Origin of the sequence: uncultured Nostoc sp., from assembly GCF_937863485.1 — a bacterium.
Lineage (GTDB): Bacteria > Cyanobacteriota > Cyanobacteriia > Cyanobacteriales > Nostocaceae > Nostoc.
In genome coordinates, this window is the sequence record NZ_CALMFY010000034.1 from 1 (window position 1) to 15,156 (window position 15,156).

The following is a 15,156-nucleotide window of genomic DNA, read 5'->3' on the forward strand; positions in this document are numbered from 1 at the left end:
ACCTCTTTTTACCAAACTACAAATCTGCCCATCACACAACACCTTGAAAGGGCTAATCTTAGGACTTACGCATTGACAGGAAATACAAAATATGTTTGACTGGAAAAACCATATTTATCGTAGGGGTTTAGCATTGCTTATTGGTGTCAACTTAAGCTAAAACTCTTTTAAAACCTCGTTAAGAGCCTCTGGCTGGAAATGCTCTTTCATTGCGGTGCCGCTAGTCTTGAGGCAGAGCCTCTCATTAGGCATTCCCAGTCGGAGACTTCTTTTCGAGGCACCTCTAAAAGCTTGTTCTAGACTGGCTTTTGCCTTAAGTTGACACGTATGAGCATTGCTAAACCCCTACAGTGCGGGTATATCTACCATCAAAGAACGATTAATCAAAGCCTGAAACGACCTATGCATGGTAAATCCATACGATGATTAATTTATACATTACGTAAGTCCTATTATTTATGTATGTGAGTTTTAGGGTTGTATTTCAATACAGTTCAGTTAAGGCTAAAAATTACAACTTGTATCTTAACTGTTCCCTATTCTCTGCTATATGTGAGTTTTAGGGTTATATTTTTCACTCAAATTGGTGTTTTTTGCAAATAATCGGAGTTAAATGCTCTGCAATACCTTGAAGTTTAATCTCTGCACAGCCAAACTTGTAAGCTTTCTCTATCGAACGATTGGCACTCAGCGCTTTGTAAAAACCAACAACAAAGGCGATCGCCGCTTGATCGCCAATTGCTTGGTTCATGCCAATCACAAATGGAATATGTTTAGCGATCGCTTCGGCCTGAGTTTCTGAATAACAAGCACTCAAGATTACACAATTGACTTGTTCGTCTACAAGTGCAAACAAGTCAGCTAGAGCATCAGGCTTAACTGACTGAACTGTTCCTGATTCATTTTCAAAGCAAAGCTCGCCAGTGTTCATACCATGACCAGAAAAATGTACAATATGAGGCTCAACATCCAGTATCGACTGACTGATATCAGCTACACGTACACTCCATCGATGCTCTAGCAAAAATTTATTTGGCTGTTTGGCTAGTTGCAGTCTTAGTTGGATATCTCGCAACTCTTGTCCCAAGCGTAAGCGAGAACCATCACTGGGATCGGATGCTAAAAACAAAATTTTAATTGTATTGGGTTCTATCGTCTGGACTGCTTTTTGCAGCAGTTCTTGGACTTTGGTCATAAACTGGTTGCTATCAAAATCGCGTTTACTAAAAAAATCGGATACCCCGTACTTTAATATCAGGTCACGGACGTTTTGATGAGTCAGTAAAGGTGTTCCACTGACTCCAATAGCTGCTACTTTTAGTTCATGGGCACGTTTAACTAGAAATGTTCCCAGTTTTTGCGCCGATACGGAGGAATCACCCAGACCAATATCAGTGATCAGCAAATGCCAATGGCTTTCCTCAAGAGCTTGATAAGCTTCATCAAAAGTCTTAACAACCTTGATTATGTCTTCCGGATGTCCAATACCTTTCAAGGCACTATGAGTCTCATCTGCAAGAATTTTTTGCCAAAATGGATGATCTTCAACCAGGAGAACTTTGAAAACTGTCATTGGTTACTCTTTACCACCACTTATGCTACCTGAAACCTAGTTCATGGTTAAGCTTTTGGCTTGTGTACAGGCAGTAGCACAATGAATTGCGACCCTTTACCAGGTAAGCTTTCCACCGCCAGATATCCGCCTAAACGTTCAACATAAGTTTTTGTCCACCACAAGCCAAAACCCATACCTCTTTTTTCATCTTTCGTAGTGTAGCCAGGTAGGAAAATCTTTTCTATATTCTCTGCTACAATACCCATTCCGGTGTCACAAACTCGTACTTCAACCCAAAACCTTGCCATTCGTTGTACACTTATGCCAATTATGGATAATTCTCCTCTTTGTGGCATCACATCTACAGCATTTTGGATGAGGTTATCAAAAACATCTGTTAATTGCTGTTCGCCTCCTAACACTTTGGGCAAGTTGTCCGGTATATCAATACTTAGGGTAATTTCCGGAGATATGGATATTCGAGCTTGTGCTTCAACTACTATCTGGCAAATATTGATGGGCTGATTATTATTCTCTTTAATCCAGCTTGTCATCCGATCTGTTCCTTGGAGAACTCGCTCCACCAAAGAGAGAATCATCGAAGCTTTTTTTTTGCTGTAATCATTGCCTTGAGCATAAATATTCTTTGCCAAGACGCGAATTGCACCAATGTCATTATGCATGTGATGCACTAACGGCCCAGCCAAGTCGCCCAGAGTAGCTATAGTTTCCATATTGACAAGTTGTTTTTTGTTTTCCAAGTTTTGGATGCCAATAACTGCTTGGTTTGCTAAGGCTTCCAGCATCGGCTGGTGTATCTGGTTAAATGCTGAAATTCGGCGGCTTTCCACATTTAGCACTCCAAATACGTTGCTATCCTTGTCTAAGAGTGGCACGCATAGCTCAGAATGTATGTTCGCAAAATAGGCTTGATACCGATTGTCAGTCTGGACATTATTCACCAGTGCCGATTGGCGATATTTTGCCACCCAACCTGTGATCCCTTCATCTATACTGATACTGTCAAGTCTATCAGATGAGTCAAATTCTATATTCTTTACAAGATACTTAGCTTTTGCTAATAGCTTTTGCTCACCGGGATTAAATAGAGAAATAACTCCGACATCAGCGCCTGTGATTTTTACCGCTTGCTGCACAATTAGGTTAAGTAGTTTTTCGTGATCTAGAGTAGTTATAATCTGGCGGTTTATTTCATTCCTAGCTGTTAGCCACCTTTGATTATGGATTGCGATCGCAGCTGAAGAAGCAAGAGTTTCAATAACCTTTTTCTCATCTTCCGAGAAATTGTGAGGTCGGCGATAATTGATAAACATTACCCCAACAATATCTTTATCTACCTTTAGTAGTACACCAGCAACGGACTTGATTCTTTCTCGGTGACCAAAGGAAGAATGCTGAAATATAGATACTTCTTCTTGCCTCATAGCATAAAAGTTTTCTCCACGCTTGATTAGCAAGAATGGTACATTATTTTCCCCAATCTCTCGATCCATCTTCTGCTCTTCCTTAAGCCACCCCGCTATCTTAGGGGGAGTGATAAATTGCCTTTCTGTCTGGATATACTCATAGATAGTAACGACATCTGCCCCTAAGACATTCAAAGTATTCCAGGCAATACGACGCAGGAGATTACTATCTTCAGGTATACGACTAAGGGACTGAGTAACTGAGTGAAGCGCATCTCTTTGCCGCGCTTCATCACGCATTTGTTGGAATCTCGTAGTGTGCAAAATGGCATCAACAGCCCAACGCGTTACGAAGAGTTCCACCAAACGCAGTTTCTGTGCAGACAATAAATAGTTACCCCGGAAAATAACGTACAGGACTCCTTCTTTGCCGTCAACCAGTAATGGAAAAGCTGCCATCGCTTTAACACCTGCTGCAAAAGCTTTCGGGTTTAACTTTGCCATTTCTAGCCTGTCATGACCTTGAGATAAATTAGGGATAAACTTGTACTTTTTCTCACTAATTGCTTGCCGCCCTAATCCATAATTACGAGGTGGACAAGCCTTGAGGTATTGCTTGCCAATTCCACGAGAAAAAACATTATAAATGTAGCGACCTTGTTCTTGTTCTTGATCTGACTCGTATAAAAAATGGAGGGTAGCAGCATCAGCATTGAGCAGTTTCTTGGCTGTTTCTGCGATAGTTTCTAAAACACGAGGAAGCTGTGCTTGCCAAATATCTAAAGACCGACGAGCAATATATAGAAGGAGTTCAACTAATTGTTGGTAATCAATTCGTCTTTCAACAGAGCAGTAGCCAGCTTCCACAGTACCTATTACTACAATATCTGTTTTACTCCTCTGCGGTTGCAAATCTTCTGGCAGACGCATTTGAAAAATTTCATGCTGTCCTTCTCTGTTTTCTTCGAGAAGAACAATTTTTTCTCATTCACAGCGCTCAAACCAATTTTTAATAACCCTACCGTTGTCATCTTGAACTAATACGATAGGTGTAAAGACACGAACGAAGTTTTCATGTTGGTACTCACGATAAATCCAGCGGTCAAATCGTTTATCCCATCCAGAAATGATCTCAGTTTGAAGAGATTGGACTATGTCTGCTTGAATATCTCTTAATGCTTGGTCTTTCTCAATGTAATGTTTTGCCAAAGTAGTCCATTTCATTGCAACGCCACTGGCGTGTACTCCCTCTATAGTGTTTTGTTCGGGAGAAATTAAGGATATATTAGCGTAATCAAAACCCTGCACCTGAATGTTTCGGCAAACTTCGTCAAGAATATTGTCTAGCTTAAACAGATTTGAGGTAGCTCGTTCTACCTGGCGTAAAGCCTCCGAAATTCTTTGTTCAAAGGTTTTTTCCATTGATTTTCTCTGCTTGGCAACCATAGCACCCCTATTTCTGAGCCAAATTGAGTAGAATGCCAGACAAAAACTTGATTAATTACGAAATCTATTGTGTTCTATGCCCTAGCTTAGAACCTGAAAACTATTAGTTGTTTGCTCTGGAATCTTGCTTCAACAGAGTGCATCCCATTTTGGCAAGTTCCCGCATTGGGCTTCGCTAAATTGCCACTGGTACTCCTCTGCTCGCTAAGACTAAATAGACCAGATGTCTGAAAAATACGCTACAACGGGTTAACCTCCTGCAACTCGCTACCTCGAGCACTCTCCAAAGTTCGCTCGGAGTATTTCCCTCCACAGAATGTTAGTATCCGGCTTTGCCGATTTGTACTCCTTCGCATAACCCATATGGTAGTAACTGGTGTGCGATTTCCCATCACCAGGTATTTTTTCCAAAGTGGGATACTTCCTATAAACCAAGGTTGAAGCGTGGTGATTATTTTACACAAGCCAAACAAAATTCCTATAGAAAGTAGGTTCAGTAATTATACCTACATTTAATTTAAATTGTCAACCCAACGCGTTATAGAGGTTTTGCTTTTAATAAAATAAAATAATAAACTTGATTTTTTGTAGCGCAAATTAATATAACATAATCTTATTTTAGGAATTATATTGCTATGCGTAAGTATATGAGCAATGTGTGGATAACTGACCGAAATTTCTGCACTTTGAACTTTTTGAGTGGTATCGTAGCGAGAAAGGGCTATTTCATCATCCGAGAGCATCAATGTTTTCCTTGGTATGATGCCTCAGAATTTCGCCATATTGGTTCAGTAGAAGGAGGAACAGTATTTGAACAAACTGCTAAAGTCAGTAAGGTTTTTGCAAAAATGAATCTAATTGAACTGACCAACATACTTCGAGATTTGGCAGATCGCGTTAATTTAGTTGTTTTTGCGTCCCACCCTCGCGCACCAAAAAACGCAAGAAGGGCACTAAAACGTACTCGTCCTTCCAAACGACCCCATGTTTCTACAGCTAAAATTCTATCCCAAAAACAATACCTAAAAACAGACACCTTGAAAGGGTTGGTTCTATATCTTTATATTCTTCAAATTTATTAATGCTTTTATGAAGATTAAAATATTAAGAGAGAAAAAATAAAAAAATTATTAGGAAATTCCAAAAAGCAAAAATTTCTGAGAACCTAGAAATCGTTGAAACGGGGTCAGCCAATATAAAGACCCTGACCATAAAATCAATCACATTCAAATGGGGTTAGTTATATTTAAAGACCCCAAATTTTATGTTTACAAAACCCTAAAACTAATAAAACTCACATTAATTGCAAGCGCCAGACTGATAATTTCTTAGTCTGGCGCTTCTAATTTGCTAACTACGCATTTACTGAACTGTTACCAAATAGGATGAAGGAATTGCTTGGGCACGTCCAGCATTGACGAGTGCCTGGTAAACAAAGGCAGCAACTTCAGCTCTAGTCGCCTGACGATTAGGATTGAGTTGCTTCGCTGTGGGATAGTTGATCACTAGTTGCCGTGCAGTTGCGGCAGCAACAGGAGCGATCGCATAATCAGGAATCTGGGCAGCATCGGTGTAAAAGGAAAGGACACTCTGATTATTCGCAGTTAAGCCCAAACCATTCGCTAAAGCTACTAACGCCTGCACTCTCGGAATTTGCTGCTGTGGTTTAAAAGTCCCATCGGGATAACCAGAAACAAATTGACTCTGATAAGCAGATTGAATTGCAGCGTAAGCCCAGAAATTACTTGCTACATCCTTAAACTGAATGCCTGCGCGTTTGCTTGGTGGTGTTAAAGCTTTAGTGACAATAGTGGCAAATTGAGCGCGGGTTACAGGTTCATTGGGTTTAAAGCTGCGATCAGGAAAGCCAGCAATAATATTTTGGGAGGCTAAAGCTTCGATGTAGCTTTTTGCCCAGTAATTTGCTGGCACATCCTTAAAGGCCACAGGCCCTCCAGGGGGTACATCAACAGTTGCGGCAACAAAATCTACTGAGCCAAAAATCTTTTTCTGATCGATATCGTTGCCAACAGCGACAATTTTACCGGTTTTGGTGGCGTTGTTCAGATCATAACGAGTGTTATTGCGGATAAGATTGCCACCAGGATTTTCGTTGGTGCCAAGGTCGGGTAGAGCGTTGACAGTTGCTACTAAGCCATCCCGCTTATTGTTCTGAATGACATTCTTACGCAATATGGGCTTTGCTGACTCTGAGATAAAAAGACCATCTTGATTTTCGATGATTTGGTTTTCCACAATTTGGGGTGTGGAAGTGCCACCGATCGCTAGACCAAAACCAGTATCCTGAAATATGTTATTCCGGATTTCTCCTTGGGCAGCTCTAGCAACTGAAATCCCGTTGCCTTTGTTTTGCACAAAAAGGTTACTTTCAATTTTGGGATTGGCTGTACCCGTGACAAAAACACCTTCTCTGACACTGTTAGTAAAAGTACTGTTTTTGATAACGGGATTAGTTGACTCCACCCACACAGCCGTACCCCGGCTATTTGGGTTGGTAACGGTGACACCAGTAATCGTGGTATCTTGGTCGGCAAGGATGGTAATGTCCTGCCTGGCAAAGGTGCGACTAGTGTAAAATCCTCCACCTGTAATCAATATTGCCTGACCTTTACTAGCTTCATCACCCCGTAATGTTACCCCTGGTTTAAGCGACAGAGGGAAGGTTTCGCCACTTTCCTGGTTATAGTTCCCAGGTGCTAATTGAATAACTGCACCTGTTTGGGCTTGACTGAGAGCGAAACTGATACTTTTATAGGGTGCAGCTGACGTTGTACCAGCACCAGCACTATCTGCACCAGTTGCTGAATTAACGTAAATCACTGCGGCAGTTGCAGGCGCTTGCGCTGTGAGAGTTGGGGCGATACCTTCTGGGTGAGTAGCACCAGCATTAACCTCACCCGGTAGTAGTATTGACCCACTAGAAACAACAAGCATTGCCGTTAGTCCGGCTCCCACGCGTAAAGTATATCTGAGATTACTGCTAGAAAAAAGGCGAAAATTTTTCGCTAGAGAAATGTAAAAACCCCGATATTTCATTTTTTCCGTCTGTGATGTGCTGAATTACAGTATGTCGAACAAGGTTGAAGTTAGCAGACTTATAGCTGCTTTAAAACCCATGCCAAACTATACTGGATGATTAGCACTAATTCAGCTAAATTCCCTAGATAGATCACAGAACTTATACATTAGTTATATTATTTTATTTATAAATTTCTACTAGTACACTGTAGCGTCAGTTTGTCTACCTTTAACAAGGGGATTTTGCCCCAAGTCGTGTTAATTGAGATGGTAGCTAGATTTTACCGCCAAGCTGTACTAGGGGTTTAGTTATTTATACACCGTCTCCCAGAGCAGATCGACAGGCTTTACAAGCCGCGTTAGTACTTTCTGCGAGTCAAAACGGGCAGGTGTTGCTGATTGAAATTATTAAGAATTATCTCACAAATGAAGTAGAAGTTGATGGTGTAGTTTACCGCCGTAGGCATCGCTTGGAGAGTGCATACCGTCAACTTCGTCGCTTGCAAACAAGCCTACAAGATTTATTTGGTATTTAGTAAGCTAAAGTTTCTAAAGTTTCTCTTAAATACCGTTGTACTTGCTGTTCCAAGCTAATTTCCTGTAATTGAGCATTAGGTTCTAGTTGCCAGCGTTGAAAACCGGAACTAGTGGAGATCGCGCATTTGAGGCTATACCAAATTTCAGTATCAGCAGAAAATTGGCGATCGCTAGAAGCTGGAATTTGAGCCATAGTTTCTCATTCCTTTGTTTTAAACTTCAACGGTAACTGGGGATTGGGCATTGGTATGCTACGAATCTCTATTAATCCTAAACAAGGATTGCAATAATTTGGGCACGATTTGATTAACCCGCACCCCCAAAATTGTGAAATCCTGCTTAATCTTTTCTAAAGATAATGGCTCTAGTCCAGCGAATTCTGTGTCATTAGTCACCAAAACTCGCATTACACTCACAGGTATTTGTAAAAATAAATTGCTGCCCAAAAAGGCTAACCCCGCAAGCACTAGTGCGAGGCTGCGCCATTGGGGAAGAAATTTAGCTGAATTTGCGACTAATGGGGCAATTTGGTAGAGATGCCACAGCACCCAAACCGACAATACTGCTGCCACTAATGCCAGGATACGATTTAACTTTGTATTAATTAAACAGAGAATTTTTCGCTGCCGTTCAGTCAGATTTTCTGGCTTTAAGGCTATTCCTAAAAGAGCAAATATATAAAAAGGGCGACGTAACTGCATCCATAGCAGGGGGAGGATACCAATGGCAGCAACTAAGAATAGCTCCATCCAGACTGGCAAAAACCGCTCGCCTACAGATAGGAACAATAAGCAGAGGACTAAAAAAACAGGCAATGTCGCCAATCCAGCGACGTGAATCCACAAAATAGGTTCAGAGCGAAATGAATGCATATTATAAAAAGTTGTGAGTTAAGAGTTAGGAGTTAGGAATTAGCAGCCTTTAACTCCTAACTCCTAATTTATCACTCCTAACTTCTAACCATTTTACCCTTAACACTATCTCGTTAAGGTGAGAGTACGGCGCTTGGTAACCATTTGATAGGCTTCGATGATGTCACCTTCAACCCAATCATTGAATTTATCCATGCCGACACCGCATTCATAACCGGCGTTGACCTCACGGGTATCTTCTTTCATCCGTTTTAAGGAGTCAAGGACGCCTTCAAAGATCACTTTACCGCCGCGTCGCACCCTGACTTTGCAGTTGCGAACTAACTTGCCAGATTGAACGTAGCAACCGGCAACAGCACCACGACCGACTGGGAAGACAGCACGGACTTCGGTTTGACCCAAGGGTTCTTCCACCAACTCTGGTTCCAAAAGACCTTCCAAGGCATCTTGGATATCTTCCAGGAGTTTGTAGATTACGTTGTATTCTCGAACATCTACACCCGCTTCATCGGCGGCTTGTCTAGCGCCACTGGCGAAGGTGGTGTTGAAGCCAATAATCACAGCGTTACTGGCAGCTGCTAAGTCGATATCTGTCTCGGTGATTTCCCCAGCAGTAGCCAATAGCATCCGAATTTGGACTTCGTTTTGGGGGATTTGCTTCAGCGCTCCCACAATGGCTTCCACCGAACCTTGAACGTCTCCCTTCAAGATCAAGTTGAGTTCTTTCAACTCGCCTTCTTGGGCTTGAGCCGATAGGGTTGTCAGGGTAACACGACCCTGTAACAAACGGGATAGGCGTTGTCTGTCTGCGCGATCGCTAGCGAGTGCTCTGGCTTCTTTTTCGTTCTGGAAGACCTCGAACTCGTCGCCTGCTGCTGGCACATCACTTAAACCCAACACCTCAACAGCAAAGGAAGGAGAAGCAATGTCTACTCTCTTGCCTCTGTCATCCACCATCGCCCGGACTTTACCGAAAGCCGAGCCAGCTACTAAGATATCTCCCACACGCAGCGTACCATTCTGAATTAGCAGGGTAGCAACTGCTCCCTTGGCTTTATCCAGATGTGCCTCAATCACAGTTCCTTTGGCGAAACGATCTGGGTTGGCAGATAGTTCTCCAACCTCTGCTACTAAGAGAATCATCTCTAGGAGCGTATCTAGGTTTTCACCCCTGATAGCGCTCACGGGAACCATGATTGTCTCCCCGCCCCAATCTTCTGCGGTCAGACCATACTGGGTGAGTTCTTGTTTCACCCGCTCTGGTTGTGCCCCTTCTTTGTCAATTTTGTTGATTGCAACAACAATTGGCACTCCCGCAGCTTGGGCGTGGCTAATGGCTTCAATGGTTTGGGGACGGACACCATCATCAGCAGCCACTACTAACACGGCAATGTCTGTTACCCGCGCCCCTCGTGCCCGCATAGCTGTAAAGGCTTCGTGACCGGGGGTATCCAGGAAGACTATCTGCTGCGGTTTGCCCTCATGTTCCACATCCACATGGTATGCACCGATGTGTTGAGTGATACCACCAGCTTCACCAGCAGCCACTTTTGTTTTGCGGATTGAGTCGAGCAGGGTTGTTTTACCGTGGTCTACGTGACCCATAATTGTCACGACTGGCGGACGGCGGTGGAGATATTCTAGGTCTTCGGCACCGACCATTTCCGTAATTTTCCGAGCTTCTGCTTCTGGCTCGGCGGTTTCGACTTCTATTTCTAGTTCTTTTCCTACCAGGGTAATTGTTGGAATATCCAGATTTTGGGTGATACTCACCGCCATGCCTTTGAGGAACAGGATTTTTACAATCTCTGTATCCGCAACGCCTAAAACGTCAGACAGCTCTTGCACAGTCAACGGGCCTGTTACCACCACTTTTTCTGGACGGTCACGCTTTGTCTCGGCTTCTTGGCGACGGTTCTGGTGATGGTCGCGGCTGGAACCAGACTTTGAACCAGACTTTCTACTTCCTCTAGCAGTTGGGGCGCTAGCAAGGGTTGCGCCTGGCATTTGTACAGGCCGAGTAGCTTTGGGTTTGGGAGGACGGGCGATGGAAAGGCTGACTTGGACGGTGGCTGGTGCGTCGAGATCGTCATCATCCAGCAAATCTTCTTCAAACTCATCATCCAGTATCGGCTTGATCCGCTTACCTTTTACGCCAGCTTTAGCCTTCTCTTTAACTTCGTCAATTATTTCCTCTTCTACCCACTTTTTGCCGCCTTTGGTCGGGCGAGGCGGACTTGGGCGTTTCAAATCGAGGAGATCAGGTGCGACTGGCTCATCACCCAATCCTTGAGATTTGCCTGCTATTCCTGATATCTGTCTGGGTGGAGTAGCGATCGGCATTGCGGCTGCTACAGCTTCACCAGGACGAGCTGGTCTGGGCCGTTGCCCCTCTGGTAGTTGTGATGGTGAAGATGGTCTATTGCCCCTCTGTTCTGGTCTGCTGGGTGCAGGAGTGGGACGAGCCTGCCTTTGTGGTGCAGATTGTGGGGACTGGTCAGTTGGCAGCTTCGCGACTTTTGGCTTAATTTGATCGCGATCGCCTTCAACGGGCCGTAGCCGTTGGTCACGTTTGAGGATCGGTTTGTCTGCCTGAGATACTTGCTCATCTGCCACCTGGACAACTTCTTCCGCAGGTCTTGCTGGAGGGGCAACTAGTTGCGGTTTTTGAGGTTTTTCCGATTTCGGTCTGGGTGGAACTATTTTTTCCGGTTTTTGGGATGCTATTTTTTCCGGCGCCTGATTTGGATTAGGCGTTTGTTCCAAGTCTGTGATCGTAGGTTGCTCTTGAGTCTCAGCTTGATTCCGGGGTACAGGTCGAGTTGGTGCCGTCGGCTTCATGGGTGAGACTGGTGTAGCGAAGGGCCGTGGAGGAGAGGGAGGATTAGCTTCAGACAAGGCAGCTTGGGTATTGGTAGCAAGTGACGCCTCTGGGGCGTTGGAGGTAGTATTTCTCAATATTTTGGGTTTGCGTATTTCCAAAATTTGCTGTTTGTGGGGTGCAGCAGGTCGCGGGGGTCCGCCGTTCGGTGGTGAATTTGGTTTATGGCTGGTTGTACCTAGTTCCTTTTTGGCGGACACACTCGTAGCTGCAAGCTTTTCTGCTGCCGCCCGGATGTTTTCTGCCTCGGATTCTGAAATCGTGCTGCTATGGCTTTTGACCGCAATGTCGAGCTGGTCGCAAATTGCTAGTAGCTCTTTGTTATCCAAATTCAATTCCTTTGATAATTCATAGATTCTAACTTTGCCGTTGTTCATCCACTCTTCCCCTTTAATTTACAGTTTTAGCGGATGGTTGCCTGGTTTGCGACATCTCCATCCTTGGATTACTGTTTTTAGATTGCCGTTCAGTTTTTGCCGGTGCCTCCAATCAGGAAAGAGAGATGTTTCGGTTTAATAATGGCATCCCCACCAGGAATGATGGTTGAGGGAGACCCATAAAAATTTCTTTAAAAGATTTTTATGGGAACCCTTGACGCCGAACTGCGCCTGAGCGCTACCAGGTTGCCATTTTGTAGTTTCTTGTTTTGTTGATTCTGAGTCTTCCACAACACAATCGATTACATCTTGTTCTGGGAACGTTGCCTCGCCCCTCTTAATTATTAGAGAGCCGAATGCCTTTTACACCCATTTACTATTTTGACACTAACCTTAACAATCAACAGAGGGTGTGATGAAAGCACGACTTCGGCTTTGGCACAATTCCTCTGGTGATCACCTCACAAAGTTATTCCAACTAAATTTGGTTTTACGTATTGGTGCGGGCTAGACGTTGCGACAAGCTTTGGTACAGTGTTTCTGGCACTGATGCATGTAGCGATCGCCCTAGTCGATTTTTTTTTTGAGCCGCTTGTAAGCAACTCGTTTCTGGACAAATATAGGCAGAACGCCCCATGCCCTGATCCAATTGTACCTTTCCCGATGGAAAGACGCGGACAATCCGCCAAAACTCATCTTTTGAGCCTACTTTGCGGCAACTAATACAGCGCCGATAATTTGGTTTCATCGGTTCTCTGCGATCTCAGTCCAGGATTTGGAATGTAAAAAGAAGTTTATTATTACTATTTTTTACTTATACCAAGTAGCCTTTGAGAAAATAATCCTTGAGACTGAGACTACAATTAACAGTATCAAAACTTTACAAAATTAATCAATTATTCATCATCGTTAGTGTCAAAAGTATCCTCCTCTTCTAATTCGTCCTGATTTTCATCCAACTCTTCTTCCTCAAAGTCAAGATCATCTTCCTCTGATTGATATTTTGTTCTTACAGCTATAAATTTGGCATCCTCTCCTGCATAGTCATACTTAGCTTTGTCTTTAATGTCAATTTTCCAACCAGTCAGGCGGGCTGCCAAACGGACATTTTGTCCCTCTTTCCCTATGGCCAAACTTAGTTGATCTTCAGCCACTAGTACGTGAGTTTGCCGGGAATCTGGGTCCATTAGGCGTACTTCATCCACCCGGGCTGGACTTAAGGCATTAGCAATATATGTTGCTGGGTCTGGCGACCAGCGAATTACATCTATTTTTTCACCGCGTAATTCGTTGACTACCACTTGAATTCGCGATCCCCTGGCTCCAATACAAGCGCCAACTGGGTCTACATCGCGATCAAGAGTATCTACTGCTATTTTAGTCCGGGGACCGACATAACGGGAAGGGGGGTTTGCCTCCCTAGCTACGGCAACAATCCGTACCACTTCATCTTCGATTTCTGGGACTTCGTTGGCGAAAAGATAAACCACCAAACCAGCATCAGCACGAGACACAAGCAACTGTGGCCCTCGTTGCTGACCTTGGGATACTTTTTTAAGATATACCTTGAAGGTAGCATTTGCCCGATAATTATCGTTGGGTAGCTGTTCTCGCTTGGGTAATTCGGCTTCTACTTCTGGCTGACCAAAGTTACTGCTAACTGCTAAAACCACTGATTGCCGTTCAAATCGCAGGACTCTTGCTTGCAGGACAGTTCCCTCCAAATCTTGGAACTCTTCTTGCACCATTTGGCGCTGTTGATCCCGTAATTTTTGCGCCAGTACCTGCTTGGTTTGCATCGCCGCCATCCGACCAAATTCTCCTTGGTCAGGGGTAACATCCAGCACCACAGAGTCTCCTAACTGCGCTTCGGGAGCTACTTGTTGAACTTCGTCTAGGGAAATCTGGTGGTCTGTGTTATTGACTTCTTCGACAATGGTTTTGGTAGAAAGAACGCGAAATCCTTCTCCTTCAATATCGAGTTCTACTTCAAAATTCTCAAAATAATCTTCATCAAACTGTTTGCGCTCTAAATTTTGGGCGCGACGATAACGTTCGTAGCCTTTGACTAGTGCTTCTCTAATAGCTGATTGAACTGCAAGCCGGGGTAAATTCCGTTCGCGACTTATACTTTCAATTAATTCTTTTAATCCAGGTAAAGTAACCATTGACATAAGCAATCTCCTTTAAAAATTAGGGAGTGGGGAACTCGGGGCCCCTAAAGGGGATAAGGGGTAATGGGGACTGAAAACTACGCATTAGATAGAGCTAGGGATTAGAGAATAGCTTTACACTAACCCCTAATCTCTAGCCCTTAGTTCATAACCTCTAGCCCCTAATCTTTAACCTTGAGCCAAGCTGCTCTAGTCTCTAACTCCTAACCCCTAGCCCTTTGTTTATCGGCGCTGGTCTAACTGCACCTTAGTAATTAGGGAGCAGGGAATTTCGACTACACGACCTTTTTGGTTTAAGTAAAGTGCTGTCTCATCCCGGCGAATCAACTGACCAGTCCACTCTTGTTGTCCGTCGTAGGGGGGCGTTGTGGAGACGATGACAGGAAATCCTTTAAAGGAAATAAACTCCCTGTCTGTTACCAGTTGCCGCGAAATACCAGGACTGGACACTTCCAAGACATAGGCATCTGGAACGATTTGGGCAGCATCTAAGGAGGCTTCTAAAGCACGGCTCATCCTCTCACAATCATTCAACCCAGTGTCTTGCTCAGGATTGCGAATGTCTACCCGCAACACTGGTGGACTTTGGTTAGTGTGAAAAACCACGCCAACCACTTCCAATCCCAGTTCTTCTGCCACTGGTGTCGCCAAATCAATAATTTGTGGAACTAAAGGATGAGCCATGAGAGAATTCAATAAAAAAAGTGGGCATCGACCCACTTCCTGCGATAGATATATCTTTCAAGAAGTCTTGTGACGAACCAATGATGATTCGCCTAATTCGAGTTTAGCGCATTTCTTTTATAGTCGTGCATTGGGCATTGGGCATTGGGCACAAGAGGCTGGGG

General features: G+C 43.9%; 12 protein-coding genes. 2 read left to right on the forward strand and 10 right to left on the reverse strand.

Features of this window, described 5'->3' with window-relative positions:
- Positions 1–574: 574 nt before the first annotated feature.
- From Q0541_RS04800 to Q0541_RS04810, 3 genes are read right to left on the reverse strand one after another with little or no spacing between them, the layout of a single operon-like run.
- Positions 575–1,573, reverse strand: coding sequence for a CHAT domain-containing protein (locus tag Q0541_RS04800; protein ID WP_298906304.1), 999 nt, complete (start codon positions 1,571–1,573; stop codon positions 575–577).
- Between the two features lie 47 nt (positions 1,574–1,620).
- Positions 1,621–3,912 carry a GAF domain-containing protein gene (locus Q0541_RS04805; protein ID WP_298906309.1) on the reverse strand — a complete coding sequence of 764 codons (2,292 nt, stop codon included), beginning with the start codon at positions 3,910–3,912 and terminating at the stop codon, positions 1,621–1,623.
- Positions 3,913–3,966: 54 nt separating this feature from the next.
- On the reverse strand, positions 3,967–4,404 hold the full coding sequence (locus Q0541_RS04810) for a hypothetical protein (protein WP_298906312.1): 438 nt from the start codon (positions 4,402–4,404) through the stop codon (positions 3,967–3,969).
- Positions 4,405–5,123: 719 nt separating this feature from the next.
- Between Q0541_RS04810 and Q0541_RS04815 the strand changes: the two genes are divergently transcribed.
- Entirely contained in the window at positions 5,124–5,510 is a 387-nt protein-coding gene (locus tag Q0541_RS04815) for a hypothetical protein (protein WP_298906315.1), read from the forward strand.
- Positions 5,511–5,790: 280 nt separating this feature from the next.
- Here the strand turns inward: Q0541_RS04815 and Q0541_RS04820 are convergent, their stop codons facing one another.
- Positions 5,791–7,485 (reverse strand): DUF1565 domain-containing protein, encoded by a 1,695-nt coding sequence (locus tag Q0541_RS04820; protein ID WP_298906318.1) that lies wholly within the window; start codon positions 7,483–7,485, stop codon positions 5,791–5,793.
- Between the two features lie 293 nt (positions 7,486–7,778).
- Between Q0541_RS04820 and Q0541_RS04825 the strand changes: the two genes are divergently transcribed.
- A complete protein-coding gene (locus Q0541_RS04825) occupies positions 7,779–8,003 on the forward strand; it encodes an alpha/beta hydrolase (protein WP_366941810.1) in 225 nt (74 codons plus the stop codon).
- On the opposite strand, the gene Q0541_RS04830 is transcribed toward Q0541_RS04825, so the two are convergent.
- The 6 genes from Q0541_RS04830 to rimP all read right to left on the reverse strand — a co-directional run bounded on the left by Q0541_RS04830 (position 8,000) and on the right by rimP (position 14,992).
- Entirely contained in the window at positions 8,000–8,197 is a 198-nt protein-coding gene (locus tag Q0541_RS04830; protein WP_298906321.1) for a hypothetical protein, read from the reverse strand. The two genes, Q0541_RS04825 and Q0541_RS04830, sit on opposite strands and share 4 nt — an antisense overlap.
- Positions 8,198–8,255: 58 nt before the next feature.
- Positions 8,256–8,876, reverse strand: a complete 621-nt coding sequence (locus Q0541_RS04835; protein ID WP_273766712.1) for a low-complexity tail membrane protein — start codon at positions 8,874–8,876, stop codon at positions 8,256–8,258.
- 105 nt (positions 8,877–8,981) lie between these two features.
- Complete coding sequence (gene infB, locus Q0541_RS04840) at positions 8,982–12,134, reverse strand: translation initiation factor IF-2 (protein ID WP_298906327.1); 3,153 nt, start codon at positions 12,132–12,134, stop codon at positions 8,982–8,984.
- Between the two features lie 490 nt (positions 12,135–12,624).
- Positions 12,625–12,882, reverse strand: coding sequence for a YlxR family protein (locus tag Q0541_RS04845; protein ID WP_298906330.1), 258 nt, complete (start codon positions 12,880–12,882; stop codon positions 12,625–12,627).
- 148 nt (positions 12,883–13,030) lie between these two features.
- A complete protein-coding gene (nusA, locus tag Q0541_RS04850) occupies positions 13,031–14,308 on the reverse strand; it encodes a transcription termination factor NusA (protein WP_298906332.1) in 1,278 nt (425 codons plus the stop codon).
- A gap of 222 nt (positions 14,309–14,530) precedes the next feature.
- Positions 14,531–14,992: a ribosome maturation factor RimP gene (gene rimP, locus Q0541_RS04855; protein ID WP_298906335.1), complete on the reverse strand. Its 462-nt coding sequence runs from the start codon at positions 14,990–14,992 to the stop codon at positions 14,531–14,533.
- Positions 14,993–15,156 lie beyond the last annotated feature (164 nt).

What these genes read in the sequence shown, in the direction of transcription:
- Q0541_RS04800 (WP_298906304.1), bottom strand. Translation starts at nt 1,573, where the DNA reads ATGACAGTTTTCAAAGTTCTCCTGGTTGAAGATCATCCATTTTGGCAA.
- Q0541_RS04810 (WP_298906312.1), bottom strand. Translation starts at nt 4,404, where the DNA reads ATGGAAAAAACCTTTGAACAAAGAATTTCGGAGGCTTTACGCCAGGTA.
- Q0541_RS04830 (WP_298906321.1), bottom strand. Translation starts at nt 8,197, where the DNA reads ATGGCTCAAATTCCAGCTTCTAGCGATCGCCAATTTTCTGCTGATACT.
- Q0541_RS04805 (WP_298906309.1), bottom strand. Translation starts at nt 3,912, where the DNA reads ATGCGTCTGCCAGAAGATTTGCAACCGCAGAGGAGTAAAACAGATATT.
- Q0541_RS04820 (WP_298906318.1), bottom strand. Translation starts at nt 7,485, where the DNA reads ATGAAATATCGGGGTTTTTACATTTCTCTAGCGAAAAATTTTCGCCTT.
- Q0541_RS04845 (WP_298906330.1), bottom strand. Translation starts at nt 12,882, where the DNA reads ATGAAACCAAATTATCGGCGCTGTATTAGTTGCCGCAAAGTAGGCTCA.
- rimP (WP_298906335.1), bottom strand. Translation starts at nt 14,992, where the DNA reads ATGGCTCATCCTTTAGTTCCACAAATTATTGATTTGGCGACACCAGTG.
- Q0541_RS04835 (WP_273766712.1), bottom strand. Translation starts at nt 8,876, where the DNA reads ATGCATTCATTTCGCTCTGAACCTATTTTGTGGATTCACGTCGCTGGA.
- nusA (WP_298906332.1), bottom strand. Translation starts at nt 14,308, where the DNA reads ATGTCAATGGTTACTTTACCTGGATTAAAAGAATTAATTGAAAGTATA.
- infB (WP_298906327.1), bottom strand. Translation starts at nt 12,134, where the DNA reads ATGAACAACGGCAAAGTTAGAATCTATGAATTATCAAAGGAATTGAAT.